We start from the raw sequence: 23,614 nt of genomic DNA, 5'->3' as shown, positions 1-23,614 counted from the left end.
TTGTAGGTATACACGCTTTTCCACCAATAATGAGACAAAAGTTTTCCCAGCTTTGGTTAACACTAACATTGAGGCAGCTTCGGTCACCTGTCTTCTGTCTTCCGTCCAAGTGAGCAAAGAAAATATTGTTTCTGACCTCATTGCGGATAATCATGATCTATTAATTCCCGATTTGATTTCTGAGACTCGTTCTCCACTAAAATTTGGCGGATCTCTCTCGTACCTCGAGAGCTAGCCAAATTTCTTAACGTTCCGAACGTCGCCTCAGAAACCGAATATTTTAAGGGCTGTCCTACAGATTGGGCAATGTGCTAACTGTAATAGTTGGTTAATTCGTTAATCTTCACAAACCAACAAATAGGCTGGAGGTGGTGATTTTGCTTTTCGGACAATCGCTGGGACCAATTGAAAAGAAGGATTTGTTACCCTTCGCAAAAGTCACTTTCACAGCACAAACAACATTATCGGAATTTCAATTAAAAGGCTATGCACTAAAGCTTATATTGAATGATTAAGCCTGAAAGTAAAGTATAGGAAATTTTGACGAATCAAGTACCTCGGGATATACCTGAGGTTCTCTTTTTTTACCTCAACGGTTACTGAGGTTTAGTCAAGAATCAGAAATGGACTACACCTAGCAACCTCAACGCCTAGACTACGCTCAGTGGGGGACTACGCCTAGCGCAACGCATAGTCTACGCTCAGAGTGAGTGGGGCTAATCTATCTTTTTTCTAATTATTACCATCTTCATCAGTCAATAATAAAGGTTTTCTGAAGTATGGATGCTTGACCATCATCATTGATTCTTCTTCATCCAAGATAAATAAGTCTGGGTATTCATATTTTCCTTCGATAAAATCCCCAAATTGTTTTAATGTAATCGCCTTAAAATTGCCATTAAACATATAAAATGTAGGAGTATTTATAATAAAAATTCCTACAACTTTATAGCCGCTTAAATCAACATTAGGTTTGTTGAAAACTATACTTAAATGTTGTTTTAGGGTGTCTAAATTATTGCGAATCCAGTCAGTCTTTTTATTAAGTTTCGTTTCGTACGATTTGGCAGGCTTTTCTACGTTTATAAATTGTGAATAGTCCATTCTATAGCCTACCGCTTCATATCTTGCTCTATTATATTTTGCATCGGCAACATAAATAATCTTTTGATTCGAATTAACAACTATCAAGTCAATTTCTCCCGCAATTGCATTATCAATATTAACATTATTCTTCTTTGACGCCTGTTTAAACGATTTCACATTTCGACAATATAGAAAGCCTTTTTCTTTAATAATTTCTTCTGTTTTGTCTTCAAGAATCTTATCGTGTTCATTGCCTTTCTTATTTATGAATGTTTGGATGCATTCCAATGCAAGCCATTCGTCAAGCATAGCATTCCAATGAATAGCATTAGTGGATAAAACCATTATACTTTCTGCAAACTTCTCTTTACCAACTAATGCTCGGTTAATGCCCTCAATTTTGTAAACTAAAATTGGTCTAAATATATATCTTTTGGTTGAATGCGGTTTACGGATAGCCTCTTCAACAGTCAACTTGTTATTTCTTGAAATTGTAAGGCCTGCGTAAAAAATTTCTGCTATTTCTTTATTAATGCCATAATTTTGGATAAGATTTAATGGTAATACATCTGGCTCTATTGTTTGTAAATAGGGGGATTTGGGATTGTGGTGTTTCTGAATTTCAAAAATAACTCCGCTTGCGAAATCATATTCAATTTTAAAACACTCTTCAATTTTGGCTCTTAATTCAAAAACCGCTTGTTCATCAAAAGTGCCTTTTTTGTAATCTTCAGCAAGCATAGGAAACAGTTCATTATATGTTTGCCCATAATGATACTGCCAATCAATTACTAGTAAACCTTCTTCGTCAAAATAAATTTGGTGACATTCTTCAATCATTTTTTGAAATGCTATCTTGTCTGCAAATTCATACATCCAAGTTCCCAAATAGAGTAGTTCTTGAATTTTATCATCCATTACAAGAACTTCTTTACCAGTTGATAAGCTATCCCATTCTAAATCAATATCGCATCCTTGCTCAAGAACTAATTTTAAAACTCTACGATACATAGCAAACTCGCTTTCACTTATTTTTTCAAGTTTAAAGCCTACAAGTGTTTTAACATATATCTGTATTGATTGTTCGTGAAGCCAATGCGTATATAGGAAAAAGGAAATTTTTTTTTCAGTTGAGATAAGCTGTTTAAAGTTATCAACTAGGAAATCAAATCCGTCAATTAGAATTTCTTCGATCTTTTGTTGGTCTGTAAAATGTCCGTTACCGTGTTTTTTGATTAAATATTTTGATAAAGCACCCCAATACTTATTCCTTGCATCGTAATCATAACTGATTACTATTTTATTGTCAATTTTAATTCTTGGCATTTCATTGTCTTTTAATGGTGTCGTTTTAAGGTTGCCACCAACAGTTTGCAGATTTAGGATGGGGGAATTAGCGAACCAAGTTGGATGCAGAAACTAATCAAGATAATCCAAATCCTAAGTATACTTCGTAGAGGAGTGTTTCAATTGAAAAATGGATACTTAGGACTGGTTACTCCCAAGGACTGTGCAGATAAGGCCTGGTCTACAGACAATGTGGAGTAAGCGCTGTTTAAGGCTGTTTATATCTTGCTAATTAAGTAATTTACAAACGCTGAGCACGCAATTAACATAAACCTTGCTTCCTCCATTTCTACTGTAACATTTTTTTCAAGTAGACTATGTCGAATTCCACCTTCATCTGATGTGTAGCCATACAACGCACTAAATGCAGATTTTAAACTGTTTGGGATTTGATGTTTCCTTTCAATCTCCTTTAGAGCTTGCCCCAATGTGGTTTTATCGTCTTTAATAATTATTTTAGCTAACGACTCCACTGCAGATATGGATTCCTTAACAGAGTTTCTGAAATCCGGTTTTTTCCTGTCTGACAAGAGTTCAAGTGCGGTTTGAATATGTGTTTTTACGGGTTTAAACTTGTCTGCATTCTTTATAGCATTATGTATCTCAATTGCTTCTTCTTTTGAGTTTATTTCTACTAGAACTCCATTTACAAACCTATAAGCAGACATTTCTTTTTTTAAAAAACTGTTGCAAATTTCTGGAAATGATTCGTGGTATTCGGAAGAGAACTCTATAAAATCAAACACTTCTCCCCAAGTTGCTTTAAAGAACCAGTTTCTAACATGTTGGAAAGGTGAATTTCCATGAATGCAGCCATGGTTTACTGATAAATTATCAATTGGTAATTTGAAAAAATGAATCCATAAGTCTCTAAAATATTCTGCTAATTTTGAGTAAGACTCTCTTTGGCCATAATAGTCGTAGCCAATTTCATTACTCCTTAAGGTAAGAATGGTTTCTAGAACAATTGTCCAAAGAGAATTTCTAAGTTCTGGACTCATTCCTATTTTTTCCAATTCTGTTATAATTGGGCTTAAGCCAAGTCTTTGCGTAAATCTCATTATAAATATTTCTATATTAAATTGTTTTCAAAAGTTTTGGTAAGATTAATTGTCGAGATTTATACTTTGATAGATGCCTATTAAATACTCAGTTTAGTATCATGAGTTAAGCTATTTTTAATTTATGAGGATTCTATTTTCCTATTTGAATTAGCTTGAGATGCTTTTTTGCTAAAAATTCTTCAAATGCGGATTTGTATTTAGAAGAATCCTCTTCTTTTAATGGTATGATAGTTAAGAGCTCTTTGCCTGCTTTGGTTAATGCTACACCATTAAGTTTTACATTTTTATCATACTTTTCTCTATCAGTTGGCATCAGACCGTACCGATACTTACCAAAACATATAGCTGCTGAAACACTCATATTTTCATTTATAATGCAAGGAGAGTAATTCAGCCAAGAATTGTAATCCGAAATAATTAGACCATACTCAAGAAGTACGTTTAAATTATCAAAAGATAAGCCATATGTCCTTAAAGAATTTGAGGAAGGATTTCCATCAAGAGAAGCAACTCGAGCATCTATAAGATGTGATCCTCCTATAAGCATAGATATAGATTGCGAACATAACTTTTGAAATAATATTGCTGCTTGATTATCTAATTGGGAAAGAAGTTGGATAGTTCTAACAGAAAAAGACCCAGGATTTTTTATTTCTCCAGATAGTATTTTCCCAAAAATCATTTTCATCTCGTTAGAGGACTTCAATTTTGCTGAGTTTTCAAACTCATTAAGCCAATCGTCATCTATTTCTTTTACATTTTCCTCTTTATTTTCTTTGTATTTTTCATTTTTAAGATTGTTTGCAGCCTGCATGCCAATCTCATCCAAATTGAGCTGTTCCTTGATGACTTTAGAGGCAAATTTTTGGGAAGCTCTATCTACATACTCTTTAGGGACTTTTAGTTGCTCAGAAATTTGCTCCCCTTCTTTGTTTAAAATTTGAATTCTTGCTCTTGATTCAGCTCTTATTTCTGCTGCTTTTCCTTCTAGCTTAGCTACAGGTACGTCAACTGCTGCTGTACATAATTGAGCAAATGCTTTAAAAAAGTTCTTTCTAATAGGAGCAGGAATTCCAGTTACTAATTCACCTATTGTGTCTGTAATCTTTTCTAAGCCTGACTCTTCTTGATTTTCCATTTTTTATTGGGAGTATTTTCCTGATTTAGGCGGATAAACTTAGTTAAAGGTGATATTTAGTAATTGTGAAAATTTAGTGACAGGGGTGATTTTTTTTCAAAAATCTGCCTTTCACCCCTTTCAAAAAGCTCTTCAAAATACATCTCCTTTTCTTCACCCACAACCTTTAGTTAAAAAAATAGAAGAAACTAGTCTAAAAAACTTTGTGTGAAGGGTTTAGCCTTTTTGTAATAAATCAAAAGCAACCTTCCCATGTCCGTCAGGCGTGGTATAGAATGGGCGCTGTTCGATCTCGTAGTTTGTCTCTGGAGCGATGCCTAAGGCATGATAAACCGTCTGGTGAATGCTGTCGATTTTGATTGGGTTTTCTATGCTTTTGCAAGGTCGTTCATCGGCAGTTTTGCCAAAGACATGTCCGCGTTTGATCCCACCGCCAAACATCAGCATGGAACATCCATCGGTGAAATGTCGGTGCATGCCGTAGTTTTTCATGTCTTCTATGATGTCCGGTACATCCACCTGATCCAGCACTTTTAGCCCTGGCCTTCCTTCTGTCAGCATATCCCGGCTAAACTCAGACGCTACGATGACTAGGGTTCTGTCCAGTTTTCCACTTTCATCCAGATCAGAGATAAGTTGGGCGATAGGAGAGTCGATCATTTTCTTCATGTCCTTCAGACGGGTGTGTCCATTGTCATGCGTATCCCAGCCGAAGAATGGCTCATACTCGGAAGTGACGGTGATATATCGAGCGCCCTGATCCACCAGTCTTTTTGCCAGCAGGCATCCCAAACCAAACTTACCATTGTTGTATTTGTCATAGCTTTCTTTGGGTTCGAGGCTTAGATCAAAAGCCTTTGCTTCTGGGGAATTCAGCAGGATATAGGCTTGCTCCATCGAGCGCTTGAGGGATTCCTTTTGATAGTCCGAACCGTACTCGCCCATCTCACCCGCAGAAAGCAGGTTTTCGTAGAGTTGATTTCTCGACTCAAATCTACTCGTGGACATACCGATAGGAGGGCGCACGCTATCCAAGCCCGCAGAAGGATCTGGAATCAAAAATGGGCCATGCTCAGAACCCAGAAAACCAGCACTGTGAAAAGCCTTCAGTTCCTCACCTTCACCTACAGAAAATCGCTGTCCTATATTTATGAAGGAAGGAATCACTGGATTCAGAGGGCCAAGTTCCTTGGAGATCCAAGAGCCCAAATGCGGTACGACCACAGATTGTGGAGGTTCGTAGCAGGTGTGAAAGTGATATTGATGACGTGTGTGCAGAATGTGTCCCAGATCTGCCGCCACGTAAGAGCGGATCAGCGTTCCCTTGTCCATGATTTTTGCCATGGATTCCAGCCCTTCGGAAAAGTGGATTCCATCCAATGCTGTCGGGATGGAAGGGAAGGTACTGAGCACTTCTTTGGATTCCATTCCCTTGCGAAATGGGGTGTATTTCTTTGGATCGAAGGTTTCGGTATGCGCCATTCCACCGGCCATGAAAAGCAAGATAACCGAGTCTGCCGTTGCCGGGATTTTGTCCACTCCGCAGGAAGACAACAAGCCCGCCAATGGAGCTGCCATGCCCATAGTAGCCATGGCAGCAGCAGAGGTTTTTTTGATAAAGTCTCGACGGTTAAGTGGTGTTTTCATGTTGTTTCTCTTTTTGTTTGCACTAATGCCAGCAACCTCTTTTTCTTTGTTTTAGCAGACCGAAGACTGGAGACGGAAGACCGAAGTAGCCTTAATCTTAGTGTGGAGCATTCTATATGATGTTTTAGACTTTTATGTTTCAATAAAGAAGATATTTTATCATAAACTACTTAGGTGCTGTTCAATTTTAGCGTGTCCGAATCTCCCGTCTTCGGTCTATTTTTTTTAAAATCCCCCTTGCCCCCTTTGAAAAGGGGGAGTAGCCTCAGTTGCACTTCATTCATTTCCTTTGAAAACTTAACTCTTTTCTCTGATCACTGTGACTGACGACTGAGATCAAGCACTCGTCATCTGACTTACAGATTGCTTCATTTCCGATAAATCGGGACAGGCAGTGCCTCCTAGCAATGACGATACTCCCGTCTCCTGTCTTCTGTCTCCCGTCTTTTTTACTCAATCATCTGAAACTCGGGCAGCAGAATTACCGCCCAGAATAAATCCTGGATTTTGGAAGCATCTGGTTTTGCGCCTAGAGCAGCTTTTGCGATGGCCAGTTCTTTCTCATTGGGTTTTCGGTTCAGCGCTTTTAGGTATAATTCCTCCGTGATCTGAACAGGATCGCTGAGTTGAGATTTCCATTTTTCCGCTCCTTTCTGCAAAGCAGTATTCAATCGTTCTCCGTTTGTAAGTTCAAGTGCCTGTAATAAACTCCCCTGAACTTCTCGGCTTGTAGCCACAATCTCACGATTTGGTCTGCCCAAAGCCGTGAGGAAAGGATTATTTGCCACCAAGGATGCTCTCGCAAAGCTCGGTGTGACATGCTCGGGTTTCTGCAATTCAAAAGGATTGTACTTAATGGCATCATCTGCGAAAAGTGGATAGACGATTTTACTAACGGCATCAGAAAACTGTTCCGCTGTCATTCTCCTACGCACCATTCCGTTGAATTTGTAATCATCAGCCATGACTGCATCATAGGTTTCGTAGCCTATGGATTGGGATTGATAAACCTTTGAACTTGCGATCTGGTATATCAACTCCTTCAAATCATAGCCATTTTCCACGAAATCTGAAGCTAGCCAATCCAGTAAATCCTGGCTCCAGGGCTCATTGTCCATCTCATCTACTGGTTCCACGATTCCTCTACCCATTAGCTGCTTCCAAACCCGATTCACAATCGTGCGGTACATTCTGCCATTCGCTGGCTGCACCAATCGATCTGCGAGCTGTCGGAGCTTTTCAGCTTTGGTAGCAGCACTATCTATATCCCCCAATTCCTCCCAAAGGATTGCTGTCTTAGCCATTTTCCCCGTAGGCACTTCACAGCGACTGACCTCGAGGGTAGAGTCTGCGAAAATATTGGCGAAAGCGTAAGACTCTTCGAGTTTCCAGTCCGAGATAAAACTATCGTGACAGGAGGCACATTTTAGGTTCAAACCTAAAATCACCTGTCCCACATTTTGCGCAGCCTGCATTTCTGTTCGCTGACTGGCATTGACTGTTCCACGCCATTTGATTCCCTCTATGAAACCCTTGGACTTTTCGGTGGGATTGAGCAATTCCCTGACGAACTGATCGTATGCTTTATTGTCTCTTAGCGAAGTGTAAAGCCAGTCCGTGATATTGTATCGGCCTTTGGTGATGTAGCCTGTGCCGGTGTAGTCATTTCGCAAGGCGTCATTCCAGAAAGTGAGCCAATGCGTGGCATAATCATCCGATTGCTTCAATAGATCCTGAAGCCAGATGCTTCGCTTGTCAGGACGTGTGTCTTTTCTGAATTCATCCAATTCCTGTGGACTCGGAATCATTCCCGTGATATCTAAGTAGATCCTGCGGAGATAGGTTTTGTCGTCCACAAGTCCCTTCCACTCCAGCTTGTTTTCCTGGAAGTATTCATCCACCCAGAGATCGATGGGATTGTCCAAACCGGCTTTGTAGGCAGGAAGTGTAGGGTTTCGAGGTGCAAGTTCAGCAACTCGATATACGGATTGTTGAGCAGCGCCATCTGGCCAAGGAGCGCCTTTGGAGATCCAAAGCGCGATCAAATCTCGTTCGTCTTTGCTGAGTAGTTTGCCTTTGGAAGGCATTACATCATCATGGTTTTTGCGCAGGTTAATTCTGCGGATAATCTCACTTTCACCGGGATTTCCGGGGATTAGAATCTGACCATTTTCGCCTCCTGCAAAGAGAAACTCTTTTTCATCCAATCGTAATTCCCCTTCCATCTTTGCTCCGCTATGGCATTTGTAGCAATTGTGCGCCAAGACCATCCGAACTTCCCCGATCAGTTTCATCTCTTTTTCTGGACTGAGTTCTGCGCTGTAGGAAGCTAGATTTATCGGCGTTTTTTCAATTTCCGATTCATCGGCCTCACGTGGTAAAACTTCCGTGAGGAAATCTTCCCCGTGCGTAAGTGATCCTCCAAAATGTCCTGCAACAGATACGCAGATGGCAGTTAGGAATAGTGAAAACCTGAAAACTTTTATCTGAGATCGAGATGGTCTGCGCGGGATTTTGGAGAGGAAGAATAAGGTGATCAAACTCAAAACGGCGGTTCCAATTCCTATCCATTGATGCAAATCCAGAAGTTCGCCAGAAGTGCCTTCATTCGTAGCTAAGAGCCAGCCCATCGGAGCTGCGATAATTGCGCTTGCCGCACCGATAGTTGCCAAAATCATTATTCCAGGCCTGATCTTGGATTTGAACTTCCTCCAAGTAAACAGCTCCATCAATGCCGCCACTACTATCAAAGCAATAGGAAAATGGACGATCAGGGGATGAAGTCGACCTAGGAATTGCCAGAGCCAAAAAGCAGGTTCTTCTACAACTTCAGTCTGTGCAAATGCTGAGTAATTGATGAAAAGTAATGCCGCTCCAAGTAGAAAGAGGGGTAATGGGAGGAACGAAGATTTTTGAGATTGATTTTTCAAGTGTGTTCTAAGTAAAGCAAACGATTAAGTACTTGCTGAGTATTAGCAGCCTACTGATCTTACAATTGAAAAATAGTGGTTTTGTCGGGTAAACCTATCCTGTTCTAGGGTGATTTGATGAATGGGTTTGTTTCCCGCAGATTTGCGATGAATCCCGAGCTATCGGGACGCAAATAGACGCGTATTCTCAAGCTGCCCCTTTAGTGCCTGTCCGCTGAGGCGGAGACAAACTATGGGTAGAAAGATTTATAATAGAAAACCTGATGTGCCTTTAGGTACGACTCTATGGTAATTGATGAAATTAGCGCTGTACCTAACGGCACAGCAAAATTTCGTACATAACAAAAGCTACCCATAGTTTGCCCCGATGGGGCATTTATGAAAATAGGAGCAGTCAAAGTCCTTCTTCTGGAGAACCTGCTCTTCGAAATTTGAAATTCGAAGAAATATCATAGAATTTTTAATGCTAGGTTAAACTCAGTAATGTGAGTAAAAGGGTTACAAACCCAGCGATAGTTGTTCAGGATTTGTAATCCTGAACAGCCATGTTTCCTCTGTGAAGATCCGAAGGATTGAAACAATTCATAACCCTCGGCAAAGCCGGGGGTAAAGCACATGAAGATTTGAAAGAAGCCCTGAAAGGGCGAAACTCCTGCTCTTCTAAATTCCGAAGAATATCAAAGGATTTTTAATCCTACTTTATACTCAGCGATTTTAGCAGAAGGGTTATAAGCCCAGCGCTAGCTGTTCAGGATTACAAACCCTGAACAACTATCGCCGCCGTTCGTGTCTTCACGAATGGCACATTTGGAAAAGGAGATATAATCCTATATTAAACTTAACTATGCGAGTATTCGGATTATAAATCCTAAGATTTAGTTTCAGGATTGCAAATTCTGCACAGAGATGTTTAGAAGTCAAATAGCTGAACAGCGGATCCTGCTTCTGGAGAAGCAGGACAACTTAGTGCTCTCAGCGTAAAACTCTGTGATTCTTTGAGGTAGATTTTTCATTCCACCACAAACCAAGTATATCCGCCTGCAGGAATTTCTATTTGAATGTCAACAGAATAGTCTCGATTGAGTTGGTAGCTCTTTGCTGCTCCATCTTCAATTTGGATTTTGGCTGTTTGAGCTAGGCCAGAGTAGTAAAGTGGCACATTGATAGATTTCTTGATAGGTTCTGAAGTTGGGTTGAAAAGCATAGCCAAACCTTTTTCTTTTCCTTTTGGGTCCACGTGCATCCAGCCATCCCAGTCTCTACCATCAGCTCTTCTCAGTCGGACGATGTCTGCGTTTAGGATATCACGATATTCCTTGTACCAGTCGATCACATCGATCACTACTTGCTTGGTCTCCTCGGTGTCATACAATCTAGGGCCACGATAGCAAGCTTGCACGCCAGCTCCATAATATTGCATCATGAGTTGCTTGTAGTCGGTTAGATGCTCAGAAAGTGGTTCCAGCACTGCATCCGCTCCACCGCCTTGATAGACTGTCAGTGGTACAAATCCCCAACCCATGGAAGGAGTTTTCTCCCAAGTGGCATCATAGATATTTTGACGATTGAGAATTTTTTGTTGCTCACGCGAAAGTGAGAAGTTGACTTCACGATAGCCTAAGGCGATTTTGTGTGAACCGTCCAAAAAGTACCAGTCAGGCGCATTGATGTAAATCCCTTCGCCATTCATCCACTGGTAAAGTCCCTTTTGAAGATTGATCTGTACCCACTGAGAATCTTCTAAACCATGATGTCCGGGGTGAGAAGTGGAGGCGCAGACATCACCTGGATATGGGCCGTCGTTCTCAAATATATCAAACCCAGTTTCTGTGTAAAAGCTTTTGAGTTTTTGGAGGTAATCCAAACCCCATTCGCTGGCTAGACAAGGTGCATTTCCGAAGAACGCTCCTCCTGGTTTGCCAGTAATCGGGCTGATGACATCTGTTTCAGCATTAATACTGCGAGAGCTAAAGAGAGAATATCCACCGATTTTAATACCACGCTCATGCGCATAGTCCGCCAGAGATTTCCAACGGGCGATATTCTCCGGAGAATCATCCTCCATATTGATATGGCTGCCAAAGCTCAGGATCAAGGCTTCGTAACCTGTGGCTACGCATTGCTCAATTGCCGTTTTGACTTGCTCATCATTTTTGCTCACCAAATGCATGAAGATAGGATTCTGAAGAACCCATGGCGCAATGGTGCGATACATCTTCTTTCTTGCCAATCCATTTCTCTCCCGATCGTAAGAATCGAGCACCAATTCATAGCTTCGAATAGACTCAAAATGATCACCCGGTTCAAGTGAAATCCCAATTCCTTTCTCCGGATAAATTTCCAAAATAGCAGGAGTTTCGTAATTGTAGTTCACTTGTGAGGTGTAGCTAGAGTCCATTTTCCAATGGGAAGCCTGATTGCTCAGTTCAGCTTGCATAGAGTTATTGAATGCAAAATTGTTCTCTACATACAATTGATGCTGCTTTTTCATCTTTTCAGTAGCTCCTACAACGGCAGATTCTTCTTCAACGACGGCAAGTAATTCATGCTTTACCTGATCGATTTGATAGGAGTTATTGCCCTGAGTTTCCATTGTTAGGTACTTGGAGATAAGAGGAAGGTTGTCGAAAATCTCATAATGAATATCCAGAGTTAGGCCTGTCAATTCAGGATGAGCATAAGTAAATGAGATTTTTATACCTTTTGCAGGCAAGGGTTTACCTGTCCAATAAGCAATCTTGGTAGGGAAGTGCGGGGTGATTTCGGAGACCTTATAGCTCTGATATTGAAAGTTGTTTTCGCCTTTCTCCAGATCCTTCAGCCATTCTTTTAAGAAATATCCTTTTTCAGGAAGCTCAAGTTTCCCACCTACAGCATATTCTTTTCCAGCTATAGTAACTTCCGCTTCCGGCAACACAGAACGTAGCAACTGCTCGCCATTCATGAGGTTTTTAAAGTCGTAGCAAACTAGGTTGGGAGCGAGGTAGAAACTGCGCTGCACGAGGCCATTGCTTATCGTAAGCTCATTTTCTGAGGTTTTGATTAATTCTGCTGGATATGATTTATCAAAAAGTAACCAGTCATTTTTACTTTGCTGCGCAAAAGCATTGAAGCTAAAAATCAAAAAGAGGAGTATTAAAGAATAGAGTTGGTGACTTTTTCTATGAAGTAATACTGGAGCAGAAAGCCATGGCCTTCCTAATATACTCTTTAGCATGAGTTTATTTAACTAGAGGTTTTGCCTGATCAATAAACAATAATATTACTGATCAGGCAAAACTTATTTAAATAATTGACTTTACTAGTCCACCTTCTACTCGGATCGCCGCGCCATTGGTAGCTGAAGCCAATGGGCTTGAGTAGTAGACAACCGTATCAGCCACTTCTTCTACAGCTGCAAATCGTTGAATTAGAGAAGTGGGTCTCATGTCTTGGAAGAATGCTTCTTCTACTTTTTCTACAGACTTACCGCTGGAATCGGACATGTCTTCAATGAATTTGCCTACACCTTTTGATTTGGTTGGCCCAGGTAAAATAGAGTTGACCGTGACATTCGTGCCTTTGGTGAGTTCGGCCAAACCTCGAGCCACAGCAAGTTGAGCAGTTTTGGTCATACCGTAATGGATCATCTCATCAGGGATGAATACACCTGATTCGCTGGATATGAAGATGATTCTCCCCCAGTTTTTAGCGAGCATTTTTGGGAAATATTGCCTGGAAAGGCGAATTCCGCTCATTACATTCATTTCGAAGAATCTAAACCAATCTTCGTCAGGAATATCTACAAAAGCTTTTGGCTCAAAAATGCCAGCGTTGTTGATCAAAATATCTACTTCAGGAAGAGCTTTCAATAAGTTGTCTACCTCTTCTACTTTGGAGAAATCAGCCGCAATACCAGTGACTTTATCAGATCCTGTTTCAGCTTTCAAATCTGCAATGGCTTTGTCTATGCCTTCCAGTGATCTGCCGTTTATGATTACAGTGGCTCCTTCTAACAAGAATCTCTTTGCGATAGCAAAACCAATTCCTGCTGTGGATCCAGAGATGAATGCTTTTTTGTCTTCTAATTTTAAGTCCATTGCTTGGTTGAATTAAAAATGGTTAGTTGAAAAGCAGCAAAGCGCCGCATGAAAGGGTTAACTAAGGTGCGGGTAAGAAAATTCGGAGGAGGCTGAAATAAGCTAGAGAAAAATAATTTGTAATGCTGTCTCGCGGTGTTAGGAATGGATTACTATCCAGGTATATTTTGGTTTTTTGAGATGGAAATAGAGGGGCAGAGGATATTTCGCTCTTTCAGAGCTTTTGCTAATGACTTCCATTTTTATAACCCAGCCCTATCGAGCTGGGCTTTGGTATAGCGGTCCTTCAGCCCTATTAGTAATGGTGAATTTTCATCGCTTGCGTGTCTGTACTGACGGCTTATATTCCATGTTTTTTCGATTTGAAATTCTTGAATTCATGCTATATATTCAGTTTGAAAGACACCATACGTTACTCTGGAACGTGAGAGAACGGTGAATATCAAAACTAAAAAACGAGTTGTCCCGATGGGACACTAGTACGATTTTGTTCTAAAATATTATTAAGATAAATGTTTGATAAGGTTGTATTTCGTCAAGATTATCTTCACTCTTTGCGTCCTTCTCTGAGGCCTTTGTGGTTAAAAAAACCGATTAGACTCTTTCCTTCACCAATTGATCCATTACCCAATTGGCTCTTGCTCCGCTGATGCCCGTGCTTTTGCAGGTTTCGGTTCCAAGAAGATCACCGACGATGGTTTTGATAAGAGGTTGTTGAATATGCTTTGGCAGTTCAAAGGAGAAGTCCTGAGTTCCTTTTTCATCTGTATTAAGAGTGAATTCACCTTTACCAAAAGTCTCGAATCGAATCGTTCCCTTACTGCCGTAGATGATGGTTTCATCTACTTCTGCATTTGCAGAAGTCGTGAAGCACCAGTTGCCTGAGCCCAGAACTCCACTGTTGAAGACGAAACTTCCAGAAACAATATCCTCGGCTTCGTAGCTTTTGGCCTGATTGGAAGCAAATCCATTAGCATGTGTGATTTTCCCAAAGAAAAAGTCCATCAAATCTAATTGGTGTGAAGCCAAGTCAAAGAAATATCCGCCACCAGCCAGCTCAGGATCTACCCGCCAATTGGTTTCCACTTTTGTGATTAAAGTGGCATCTAGTTTTTGTTTTAAATTGATGTGGACCGTTCTGATTTCTCCCAGAATCCCAGCATCCATTAGCTCTTTGATTTTGCGGAAGTGCGGTAATTCTCTTCTATAATAAGCGACATAAAGAGAGACATTCGCTTTTTCGCAAACCTCGATCATCTCCAGGCATTCTGCATGAGTTCGTGCCATAGGTTTCTCCACATAGACAGGTTTGCCTGCAGCGGCAGCAAGTTTTGCCAATTCCAGATGAGCATTTGGAGGAGTGGCAATGTAGATTGCGTTCACCTCTGCATCATTGATCAGATCACTGGCAGAAGTGTACCACTTGGAGATACTGTGTCGTTCGGCATAGTCTTTTACTTTTTCTTCCGAGCGACGCATTACTGCCACTATTTTGCTATTTGGAACGAGATTCATGGCTGGTGCGGATTTGACTTCGCAGACATTTCCCACGCCGAGAATTCCCCATCGTACTTCGTTGTCTTGGATTTTACTCATATGCTAAAAATAGGAAATAGGCATTATATCAATGCTACGCTTTCTACTATAATGACGTGATAATTTATTCTGAGGGAGGAGGTGTTCTTTGTTTTCTGACCAAACTATCGGCAGGGTATGTAGCTTTCAAATAAGCCATTTGATCTTTTGCCCAGCTGATAATCACTTCTCGATCGGCGTCGGTAATGTTTGCTTCAGGGTGAAGTCCGAAATTTGTGTAGGATTTCAAAGGCATTTCTTTTTCTTCCACCATTTCTACAGTTTCTTCCCACTTGTGATACTGCCATGCTAGTGGTCGATTGGTAAATTCGTCAAAATTCAAATGACCTTTTCCTTCCTGTATATGATCATTCAGCCAATATCCAACTGGCTCAATGCTAGCATACCAAGGGTATTCGGAGGTATTTGTATGGCAGTTGTTACAGGCATTGATGAGTAACTTATTGACATTGTCAGGGATATCGTAGCTCCCAGAAATCGGGTGTTCCGCAGGTTTGCCTTCATTCTTCTCATAAGGGATAAACTGTATGGCAAGTAGGATGACTAAAATTACTAATCCGATTTTTTTCAGCATGGCTTAAGGAATTTCTAGTTAGACTTAAAGAATTTGTTAAGGTTTAAGGTATCAAGAAATCACTTTAATACAATCCATATTTAATGGAAAAGGGCTAAATGATCGGAACATTGATGTACCATCATTTAGCCCTAGAACTGATAATCGAATAAACCTTGAATAGGTTTTTTGAATCCAATCCAGTCAATAGTCGCAAAGTGTTAAGCAGGACATAGAATCAGTTTGTCATAATTATTAGCTCATCGAGGGACAAACTAGTAAATTATGCAAATCAGATTCATTGACGGCTTGTGCAATTACTATCGCTTATGCCAGGATTTACCTTTATTCTTGGAGTAAAAGTTTCCTTTAGGTCCTTCTCCTAATAATTCTTTGCCGCCGTCAGCTAGTTCATTAAATTCCCCTGGACTGGCGGGATTGCCCATATAACGTAGACTCCAAGTTTCGCCCTCATCGACAGAAAATTCAATTTTAAGCTTGTTGGTAGGGCAGATGCGAATTAGTTCTTTACCCTTTTTAATCATTTGTGCCATTTTTAATTATTTAATTCCTGCCAATCTAAGAATGCTTGTCGTTTAAAAAAAAACTAAGCAAAGTATTTATGGATATTATCCTATATTTTATTACCTCCTTCAAAAATATTTTTCGCTTTTACACTTAAAAACATTCTTTTTAGACTCATTAACTGCCATAAATCTACTCCAAACAAGGGTGAATTAAGGTGATGAGTTTTGAAGATTTCTTGAATTGACAAATGTATACTACTATGTTAAAATATCGAAACCCGTTCAAAATCAATTTGAACGGGTTTCGTATGATTTATTTTTGGTGATGAATTACATCTCCCATCCTTGTCTGTACGTTCTTCCAACGAATTGGTTGGCTTCCTCAAAGTTAGTGATTAGAAGTTTATCTCCATCCCAAAGTAATTTTTTACGTCCGTAGAATTCTGGCTGACCTTTAGCATTTTCTCTACGAAGCATATAACTACGGATGGCTAGATTGCCCATTAAAACAGTTTCAGTCATCGGTCCTGCATAGTCAAAAGAGGATGTCAGGCCTTTGTGCTCGGCACTACCAAATCCTGCTTTACAAGCATCTACCCATTTTCTCTGGTGTCCATATTCTGGCTCAAGATTTTCTTCAGTTTGTGGTCCAAATTCCTGAGTACCGTCATTTAAGTACAATTTTGGCATCAGTGGAGAACTATCATTGATATTAGTAGATATAATCCCTTTTTCACCTATGATCAAAACTCCATTTGCGCTTCCGCCACCTCCGATGTCATGATCTGCTGGGATAATATCCGGGTGAGCAGGACGTATTCCGCCATCCATCCAGGTCATGTTTACTGGGGATTTGCTTTTCGCTGTTTCTGCAAAATTCAAAGAAATGAATGATGAAGCAGGGCAGCCCTCAGGATTATAGTCTGCAGTCCACATGCCACTATAAACCGAACCTACGCTGCATTCTGCATCGGTCGGATAATGTAGGCCTAAGGTTCTGAAAGGAATATCGATTAGGTGACATCCCACATCGCCCAATGCGCCGGTGCCATAATTCCACCAGCCTCTCCAGCTGAATGGATGAAGTTCAGGTGTGTAAGGAATCTCAGGAGATGGACCTAGCCATAGATCCCAGTTCAATGCATCAGGTTTTGCGCTAGGGTTTGGCTTAGGAAAAGCACCGCCTTGAGGCCATACTGGTCTATTTGTCCAAACTTCTACTTTGGCAATTTTACCGATTTTATCTTCGTCCACCCATTTTTGTACGAGCTTCAATAGGTCATTTGATCCGCCTTGATTACCCATTTGGGTTACTACCTTCTGACTTCTTGCCATTTCAGTCAGCATTCTAGCTTCCTTAATGTTGTGGGTCATTGGTTTTTGCACATATACATGCTTGCCACGCTCCATTGCATATTTGGCTGCAGGGCCGTGTACGTGATCTGGAGTAGAGATCGTCACCGCGTCGATGTCTTTTTCTTTATCCAGCATTTCACGGAAATCAGCATACCGCTTTGCATCAGGGAATCGCTCTACCGAAGCTTTGGCAGATCCCGAAAAATCAACATCACATAGTGCTGCTACTCGCTCTCTTCCGTTTACAGAAGCATTTCTGATGTCACTGGCACCTTTTCCGCCGGCTCCGATTGCCGCTAAATTCAATTGATCACTTGGAGCAATAAATCCTACTCCACCCAGCACATGGCGGGGAACAATCATAAAAGAGGAGGCAATTGCAGCATTTTTAATGAAATCCCGACGGGTTTGTCCTTCAGAATTTTTCTTGGGTTTGTGCATGAGGTTATTAGTTTTAGGTCAAATAAGTATTCTAAAATAGGGAATTATTTTTTTGGAAGAATCCTAAATCTTTTTAAAACACGGATATCATAGGATCAATGGTAAGGCAGAAAAATTCCTTATAAATCGAGTTTGTATAATTGAAGGGTGGGATTTCCGACTTATGATGAAAAAAATTCAGTAATGCTTGGGGAGCTAGGTGTGAAACTGGGTGAATATTAAAAATGTAACGAGGGATTGTGGTTTTTTTGGTTTAAGTTTTATTTTAAGATTACGTTTATTGTCGAAAGAAAATATCATTAAATAGTAAGAAATCAGGATAAAGCAGGTGGCCCATTTAATAATTTCCTACTTTCTTTGAATATATTGAAACGTAAAAGATTTGAAATAACGAATCTAACTAACCTGAAATGAAAATAGGAGTTTTAAAAGAGACGAAGGCGGGTGAAAAGCGAGTAGCACTCAGTCCTGATGTCATCAAACAATTAATTAAGAAAGAGTTTTCTGTCACAGTGGAGCAAGATGCTGGTCTAGGGTCAAATTTTTCTGATGAAGATTATGCTGCAGCAGGTGCAACGGTAAGTAATGCACAAGCGGTTTTTACTTCTGATGTTTTGCTTAAAGTCAATCTTTTTTCGAAAGAAGAGGTAGCTCAGATGAAAGATGGGGGCGCATGCATGTCTATAATGTATGCATACAACTACCCGGAAATCTTAGCCGAACTGAACAGGAAATCTATTACATCCTTTTCCATGGATGCTGTACCGCGAATCTCCAGAGCTCAGAAGATGGATTGCTTGAGTTCTCAGGCCAATCTCGCTGGTTATAAATCGGTAATTCTAGGTTCAAATTATTTGGAGAAGATTTTTCCTCTGATGATGACAGCTTCTGGTACAATCACCCCGGCAAAAGTTCTGATTTTCGGGGCTGGAGTTGCTGGTTTGCAAGCGGTAGCTACCGCCAAAAGATTGGGTGCTGTCGTGGAAGTATCTGATGTTCGTCCCGAAACTAAAGAGCAAGTCGAGTCTTTGGGAGGACGTTTTTTGACAGTAGAAGGCGCCGAAGAAGTGAAAGTGGAGGGTGGATATGCTGCTGAGGTATCTGCGGAATTTTTGCAAAAGCAAAAAGAACTCATTCAAAGTAAGATCAAAGATGCAGACCTGGTAATTACCACGGCGCTTGTGATGGGTAAAAAATCTCCAATTCTTGTGACTGAAGAAATGGTAAAAACCATGAAGAAAGGTTCTGTAATCGTAGATATGGCGGTGGAGTCCGGCGGAAACTGTGAGATCTCCGAGAAGGATAAAATTGTAAAAAAGTATGGCGTGACCATCATAGGTGAGTCCAACTTGCCCTCATTGCTCTCAACCAATGCCAGTCAATTATATGCCACCAATATCAGCACATTGCTAATGCATTTGGCTACCAAAGACGGCTTCAATCTTGACCGCGAGGAGGAGATTACTAAAGGAGTTTTGATCACTTACGAAGGTCAAGTGGTTCACGAATTCACCAATAAAATTTTAAATAAGTAGGATTTAACTATATCAAATTATGAGCTCAGAAGCATTAATTATTCTGATTTATATACTTGTCCTGGCAAGTTTCCTAGGATTTGAGCTAATCGCCAAAGTTCCCCCAACCTTGCATACACCGTTGATGTCTGGTTCCAATGCGATCTCAGGAATTACCATAGTGGGCGCCCTTTTAGCCTGCAACGAGATGGGTTATACTACACTCAGCAAATGGCTGGGAATGGTTGCCTTGGTGCTTGCCACCATCAACGTAGTCGGTGGCTACACTGTCACAGATCGTATGCTTAAAATGTTTAAGAAGAAATGAGTATAGCCATAGAATTAGCTTATTTAGTCGCCTCCATCATGTTTGTGATGGGGATGAAGTTGATGAACAAAACCAAGTCAGCGCGGCAGGGTAACCAACTTTCTGCTTTGGGGATGTTAATCGCCATCGTGGCCACTTTGGTACAAATAGAAGCAATATCTTTTGTAGAAATAATTGGTTGCATGGTTGTGGGATCTGCGATTGGTCTTTATTATGCCAATAAAGTAGAGATGACCAAGATGCCAGAGATGGTAGCGATTTTCAATGGTTTTGGAGGATTAGCTTCCTTTTCAGTTGCACTCTCTGATTATTTCCTGAGGACCGATGTTAATATGGAATCTATAGAGCTAGTTACCATTATTAGTATAATTGTATCTGTATTTATTGGGGGACTTACGTTCACAGGATCTTTGGTCGCCTATTTGAAATTGAATGGAAATATCTCAGGATCGCCTATCACATTCAAAGGTCAGCATCCGATCAATTTAATGTTATTCATAGGCTTTTTGACAGCAGCTGTTTTTACAGTTATGGATCAGACTGATCCCATGCTAATTGTCATTCTTATTGTAATTGCATTGGTTTTGGGTGTGTTGACTGTGATTCCAATAGGAGGAGCAGATATGCCCGTTGTGATTTCCTTATTGAATTCCTATTCAGGAATGGCGGCTTGCGCTACGGGTTTTATCCTTAATAATAATGTGCTTATCGTCGCTGGTTCTCTGGTAGGAGCATCTGGAATTATCCTCACACAGATCATGTGTAAGGCGATGAACCGATCCTTGGTCAATGTACTTCTAGGAGGTTTTGGTCAGACGGTTAACGAGGTTCAGGGTGATGGGCCAACTATCACGGTGAAAGAAATAGGTGTGGAGGAAACAGCAATGCTGTTTGACGGAGTTTCTTCGGTGATCGTAGTTCCAGGATATGGCATGGCAGTAGCGCAGGCACAGCACGTGATTCGTGAACTGATGGAGCAATGTGAAAAGCGAAACATAGACTTCAAATTTGCCATTCACCCAGTGGCTGGTAGAATGCCAGGACACATGAACGTGCTTTTGGCGGAAGCCAATATCTCCTATGATAAACTGATTGAAATGGAATCTATCAACGATGAATTTCCAAGTACGGACTTGGTGCTGATCGTAGGAGCAAATGACGTGGTAAACCCAGCAGCCAGAAATAATCCACAAAGCCCGATCTACGGAATGCCGATATTGAATGCTGACAAAGCCAGAACAGTCATCGTCTGCAAGCGTAGTATGGGTAAAGGTTATGCAGGTGTGGAGAATGAGCTCTTTGGCTATCCAAATTGCCTAATGCTTTTTGGAGATGCGAAGCAAACTATCACGAAGGTGGTGAGTGAGATGAAGGAGATGTGAGTTGATGTGGGATATTTGATTTATGAATCACGAGGTTTCGGGAACTCCAATCGTTGAGTCAAGAACCTAGGTATTTCTTTATTCTTAAGGGCCTTCGAATTAGTGTTAAGGAATACTCTTGTGATTATCTCGATGTAATTGCTCTAACCTGCTATTGTTAATGACAATTAGACAAAAAGAAAACGAGCGATCTGAAATTCAAATCGCTCGTTTTTGTGTAGGCATGGATTGATAAATGCTTATTCTAAAGCAAGCGAAACGTATTTCACCTTCTCACGATTGTAAGTGTAAGTCAGGTGTACAGTACCATCCTTTGCCTGGATGATTGCCGGGTAGCTGAATTCGCCTTTTGGCTGATCTTCCAGCACGTATATTTCTTCCCAGTTTACTCCGTCCATAGACATCATGAGGGAGAGTTTGTTTCTCCCTTTTTTGATCGGATTACAAAGCAGTAACTGAATTCCACTTTTTAAAGTCACCCCATCTATCCCCGAGTTATTGTGAACCAATCCTGTGGATTCCACGGTGGACCAAGATTTTCCATTGTCTAAGGACCAAGTGGTGCCGATTACTCCCTCTTGAGTTCTGGCAAGCATCTGAAGTTTTCCATTAGGATAGAATAATACTGTTGGCTGAATGGCATGAAAATCTCCGTTGTCGATTTCTATCTTTTGCCATTTTTGGTTGTCAGCAGTGGTAGTTTCCACGTGCATGCTCCATACTCCATTGGTCTCAAAACTACTTGGATGCAGCAGTGTGCCGTCTGATAATTTTACCGTTTTGTTTTTCACAGGACCGAGCATTCCAGGTGGGATTTGAATGGCTTTAGACCATGTTTTTCCCTCGTCATCTGAGGTTTTATACAGTCCCCACCATTCTTTTGGGTTAGGGCCTTCTTTGTAGTAAAGTGTAAGAAGCTCATCCGAATTGCGGTAGAGAACAGGGTTCCAGGTTGGATTTCTGAAGTCCTTGTTTTCAATTCCGTCAGCAACAACTTCTGGCGTTGACCACTTCCCATTGGTGAGCCTTGCGGTATAAATGTTCACATCGGGATGCCTTTCGTAGGTGCCACCAAACCAAGATGCCAAAATTCCATTTTCAGTCTCCACTAGCGTAGAGGCATGACATTCTGGGGTGGGTAGTTTCTCATAGATGAAGCCTGAACTTAAGATTTTCACATTTGGTTTTTCTGGATTTGAGAAAAAGCTGAAGAAAGAGAGGATGAAAAGTAAGGTTTGCATGGACTAATTATGGGTTTGATTTGATTAGTTGCTATTTAGAAAAAGGGATGGTATCTGGTGCTTACCTGATTTGATTCCACTGAATTTCAGCAAAATCTATAAAATTTTTCCAATCCTCCCAGGTTAAATTATGCTTGCCGTCACGAATATGATAGCCGGCAAAAGATTGAATTACAGGGGAAGCGATTTCTTCGAAAGCTAGAGGGAAAGTTACTTCCTGCTGATAGATTTCAGAATATACCCGAGATCCCAATTGCATGGATATATACTCGCCTTTTGGGTCTGCCCATTGATCTCCTCTAGCGCTTGCGATATACAATGCACGTGGCGCAATAAGTGCGGCTAGCATGTGCTGGTCGACAGGTAGAGTTTCCTCTTGACCGTTGTATGCTTTAAAATTTTCTGCAAACCAATGAGGAAAACTGCTGTTGATTACAGCTACAGTTTCTCCGTATTTTCTTCTGGAGATGGCAGCGCCGCCACAGCCTGATTCGTTTGAATAAACTACAGACCAGCGTGGGTCATTTGCGCCAGCCCAAAGGGCAGTTTTCCCAGATCTAGAGTGGCCGATTAGGGCGGATTTTCTGGTGTTATATAGTGGGTCTTGCTCAAAATAATCCATTGCTCTCATCGCTGCCCAAGCCCATGCTCCGAAAGTCCTCATGCCATCTGCCATGCCTAGCTCTTCGGGATAAATTGAAGTTAGAATTCCTTCTGAGAATCTTTCGGCATCATCTGGAGCAACAGTTTCACCATGAAAGGAGGCAATAGCATAACCACGATCGATCAACTCTGAAACTGGCCAATAACCTTCCTCTACTAGGCCTACCTCTTCATTTTCGGCTCGGTGATTGACAAGCAAGAAAATTGGGAATGGACCTTTTCCTACTTTGGGAAGAAATACATTTAGTCGCATCGTGTGCGATTTTCCTTTTCTCGAAACAGAAATATTTACCTCTTTTAATATGGCCTTATCATCGTAGGGGTTTTGGCTTTCCTGAACTTCTGAAAATGAAATCTGATCAAAATCAGTTGGTACATTACCATAGACATATTCTCTGAAAAGATCCAGAATCTCAGGTCTTCGAATCTCCTCCCAATCCTGTTGCGTAATGATTAGCTTGCCCCTCAGACTTACAAAAGGATCTGGAAGTGTGATATCAGGAACCTTGCTTTCGTCGTAATTAGCGTTGTGCTGAGCCATGGAAAATGAATAGTTAACTAATAAAATGAAAAGAATCAGATTGGTTTTAAATGCCATGTTTAGGAAATGATGTGAATTCTAAGGATTTGGAATAAGTAAGAGTAATTTATTAAAAACTAATGAATTACTACCGTTTGCCAAACTATATGAGTTTGTATAAGGTGTATTCTCTAATAAATCG

General features: G+C 40.8%; 17 protein-coding genes. 4 read left to right on the top strand and 13 right to left on the bottom strand.

The window, feature by feature from the left end:
- Positions 1-732: 732 nt before the first annotated feature.
- Positions 733-2,412 carry a hypothetical protein gene (locus BVH02_RS08705; RefSeq protein ID WP_086501042.1) on the bottom strand — a complete coding sequence of 560 codons (1,680 nt, stop codon included), beginning with the start codon at positions 2,410-2,412 and terminating at the stop codon, positions 733-735.
- Between the two features lie 84 nt (positions 2,413-2,496).
- On the opposite strand from BVH02_RS08705, the gene BVH02_RS21380 reads away from it, so the two are divergent.
- Positions 2,497-2,634, top strand: coding sequence for a hypothetical protein (locus BVH02_RS21380; RefSeq protein WP_158093872.1), 138 nt, complete (start codon positions 2,497-2,499; stop codon positions 2,632-2,634).
- Positions 2,635-2,651: 17 nt separating this feature from the next.
- Here the strand turns inward: BVH02_RS21380 and BVH02_RS08700 are convergent, their stop codons facing one another.
- The 10 genes from BVH02_RS08700 to BVH02_RS08655 all read right to left on the bottom strand — a co-directional run bounded on the left by BVH02_RS08700 (position 2,652) and on the right by BVH02_RS08655 (position 17,764).
- Positions 2,652-3,494, bottom strand: a complete 843-nt coding sequence (locus BVH02_RS08700) for an AbiJ-NTD4 domain-containing protein (protein WP_086501040.1) — start codon at positions 3,492-3,494, stop codon at positions 2,652-2,654.
- Positions 3,495-3,627: 133 nt separating this feature from the next.
- Positions 3,628-4,635, bottom strand: a complete 1,008-nt coding sequence (locus BVH02_RS08695; protein ID WP_086501039.1) for a DUF2806 domain-containing protein — start codon at positions 4,633-4,635, stop codon at positions 3,628-3,630.
- A 216-nt stretch (positions 4,636-4,851) separates the two neighbouring features.
- Positions 4,852-6,282 carry a DUF1501 domain-containing protein gene (locus BVH02_RS08690; protein WP_086501038.1) on the bottom strand — a complete coding sequence of 477 codons (1,431 nt, stop codon included), beginning with the start codon at positions 6,280-6,282 and terminating at the stop codon, positions 4,852-4,854.
- Positions 6,283-6,731: 449 nt separating this feature from the next.
- Positions 6,732-9,140, bottom strand: coding sequence for a PSD1 and planctomycete cytochrome C domain-containing protein (locus BVH02_RS08685; protein WP_086501284.1), 2,409 nt, complete (start codon positions 9,138-9,140; stop codon positions 6,732-6,734).
- A 1,081-nt stretch (positions 9,141-10,221) separates the two neighbouring features.
- A complete protein-coding gene (locus BVH02_RS08680) occupies positions 10,222-12,429 on the bottom strand; it encodes an alpha-amylase family protein (RefSeq protein WP_223271855.1) in 2,208 nt (735 codons plus the stop codon).
- A 67-nt stretch (positions 12,430-12,496) separates the two neighbouring features.
- Positions 12,497-13,291, bottom strand: coding sequence for an SDR family NAD(P)-dependent oxidoreductase (locus BVH02_RS08675; protein WP_086501037.1), 795 nt, complete (start codon positions 13,289-13,291; stop codon positions 12,497-12,499).
- 594 nt (positions 13,292-13,885) lie between these two features.
- A complete protein-coding gene (locus BVH02_RS08670; protein WP_086501035.1) occupies positions 13,886-14,887 on the bottom strand; it encodes a Gfo/Idh/MocA family protein in 1,002 nt (333 codons plus the stop codon).
- A gap of 64 nt (positions 14,888-14,951) precedes the next feature.
- Positions 14,952-15,461 carry a heme-binding domain-containing protein gene (locus BVH02_RS08665; RefSeq protein ID WP_086501034.1) on the bottom strand — a complete coding sequence of 170 codons (510 nt, stop codon included), beginning with the start codon at positions 15,459-15,461 and terminating at the stop codon, positions 14,952-14,954.
- A 299-nt stretch (positions 15,462-15,760) separates the two neighbouring features.
- Positions 15,761-15,994, bottom strand: a complete 234-nt coding sequence (locus BVH02_RS08660; protein WP_086501032.1) for a hypothetical protein — start codon at positions 15,992-15,994, stop codon at positions 15,761-15,763.
- A 303-nt stretch (positions 15,995-16,297) separates the two neighbouring features.
- On the bottom strand, positions 16,298-17,764 hold the full coding sequence (locus BVH02_RS08655) for a Gfo/Idh/MocA family protein (RefSeq protein ID WP_086501031.1): 1,467 nt from the start codon (positions 17,762-17,764) through the stop codon (positions 16,298-16,300).
- A gap of 410 nt (positions 17,765-18,174) precedes the next feature.
- On the opposite strand from BVH02_RS08655, the gene BVH02_RS08650 reads away from it, so the two are divergent.
- From BVH02_RS08650 to BVH02_RS08640, 3 genes are read left to right on the top strand one after another with little or no spacing between them, the layout of a single operon-like run.
- Positions 18,175-19,299 carry a Re/Si-specific NAD(P)(+) transhydrogenase subunit alpha gene (locus BVH02_RS08650; RefSeq protein WP_086501029.1) on the top strand — a complete coding sequence of 375 codons (1,125 nt, stop codon included), beginning with the start codon at positions 18,175-18,177 and terminating at the stop codon, positions 19,297-19,299.
- A gap of 19 nt (positions 19,300-19,318) precedes the next feature.
- The gene (locus BVH02_RS08645; RefSeq protein ID WP_086501027.1) at positions 19,319-19,606 is read left to right on the top strand and encodes an NAD(P) transhydrogenase subunit alpha; all 288 of its coding nucleotides are present in this window, start codon (positions 19,319-19,321) and stop codon (positions 19,604-19,606) included.
- On the top strand, positions 19,603-20,988 hold the full coding sequence (locus BVH02_RS08640; protein ID WP_086501026.1) for an NAD(P)(+) transhydrogenase (Re/Si-specific) subunit beta: 1,386 nt from the start codon (positions 19,603-19,605) through the stop codon (positions 20,986-20,988). The genes BVH02_RS08645 and BVH02_RS08640 overlap by 4 nt, the downstream gene beginning before the upstream one ends.
- Positions 20,989-21,227: 239 nt before the next feature.
- Here BVH02_RS08640 and BVH02_RS08635 read toward each other — a convergent pair whose 3' ends face one another.
- Positions 21,228-22,229, bottom strand: a complete 1,002-nt coding sequence (locus tag BVH02_RS08635; protein ID WP_086501024.1) for a sialidase family protein — start codon at positions 22,227-22,229, stop codon at positions 21,228-21,230.
- 61 nt (positions 22,230-22,290) lie between these two features.
- Complete coding sequence (locus BVH02_RS08630; protein ID WP_086501023.1) at positions 22,291-23,490, bottom strand: glucuronyl esterase domain-containing protein; 1,200 nt, start codon at positions 23,488-23,490, stop codon at positions 22,291-22,293.
- Positions 23,491-23,614 lie beyond the last annotated feature (124 nt).

The sequence above is a fragment of the Algoriphagus ratkowskyi genome, from assembly GCF_002150505.1.
GTDB classification, from domain to species: Bacteria; Bacteroidota; Bacteroidia; order Cytophagales; family Cyclobacteriaceae; genus Algoriphagus; species Algoriphagus ratkowskyi.
The sequence above is the reverse complement of the archived record's forward strand: the minus strand, read 5'-3'. Positions and strand labels throughout refer to the sequence as shown.

What these genes read in the sequence shown, in the direction of transcription:
- BVH02_RS08705 (WP_086501042.1), bottom strand. Translation starts at nt 2,412, where the DNA reads ATGCCAAGAATTAAAATTGACAATAAAATAGTAATCAGTTATGATTAC.
- BVH02_RS21380 (WP_158093872.1), top strand. Translation starts at nt 2,497, where the DNA reads ATGCAGAAACTAATCAAGATAATCCAAATCCTAAGTATACTTCGTAGA.
- BVH02_RS08700 (WP_086501040.1), bottom strand. Translation starts at nt 3,494, where the DNA reads ATGAGATTTACGCAAAGACTTGGCTTAAGCCCAATTATAACAGAATTG.
- BVH02_RS08695 (WP_086501039.1), bottom strand. Translation starts at nt 4,635, where the DNA reads ATGGAAAATCAAGAAGAGTCAGGCTTAGAAAAGATTACAGACACAATA.
- BVH02_RS08690 (WP_086501038.1), bottom strand. Translation starts at nt 6,282, where the DNA reads ATGAAAACACCACTTAACCGTCGAGACTTTATCAAAAAAACCTCTGCT.
- BVH02_RS08680 (WP_223271855.1), bottom strand. Translation starts at nt 12,429, where the DNA reads ATGCTAAAGAGTATATTAGGAAGGCCATGGCTTTCTGCTCCAGTATTA.
- BVH02_RS08675 (WP_086501037.1), bottom strand. Translation starts at nt 13,291, where the DNA reads ATGGACTTAAAATTAGAAGACAAAAAAGCATTCATCTCTGGATCCACA.
- BVH02_RS08670 (WP_086501035.1), bottom strand. Translation starts at nt 14,887, where the DNA reads ATGAGTAAAATCCAAGACAACGAAGTACGATGGGGAATTCTCGGCGTG.
- BVH02_RS08665 (WP_086501034.1), bottom strand. Translation starts at nt 15,461, where the DNA reads ATGCTGAAAAAAATCGGATTAGTAATTTTAGTCATCCTACTTGCCATA.
- BVH02_RS08660 (WP_086501032.1), bottom strand. Translation starts at nt 15,994, where the DNA reads ATGGCACAAATGATTAAAAAGGGTAAAGAACTAATTCGCATCTGCCCT.
- BVH02_RS08655 (WP_086501031.1), bottom strand. Translation starts at nt 17,764, where the DNA reads ATGCACAAACCCAAGAAAAATTCTGAAGGACAAACCCGTCGGGATTTC.
- BVH02_RS08650 (WP_086501029.1), top strand. Translation starts at nt 18,175, where the DNA reads ATGAAAATAGGAGTTTTAAAAGAGACGAAGGCGGGTGAAAAGCGAGTA.
- BVH02_RS08645 (WP_086501027.1), top strand. Translation starts at nt 19,319, where the DNA reads ATGAGCTCAGAAGCATTAATTATTCTGATTTATATACTTGTCCTGGCA.
- BVH02_RS08640 (WP_086501026.1), top strand. Translation starts at nt 19,603, where the DNA reads ATGAGTATAGCCATAGAATTAGCTTATTTAGTCGCCTCCATCATGTTT.
- BVH02_RS08635 (WP_086501024.1), bottom strand. Translation starts at nt 22,229, where the DNA reads ATGCAAACCTTACTTTTCATCCTCTCTTTCTTCAGCTTTTTCTCAAAT.
- BVH02_RS08630 (WP_086501023.1), bottom strand. Translation starts at nt 23,490, where the DNA reads ATGGCATTTAAAACCAATCTGATTCTTTTCATTTTATTAGTTAACTAT.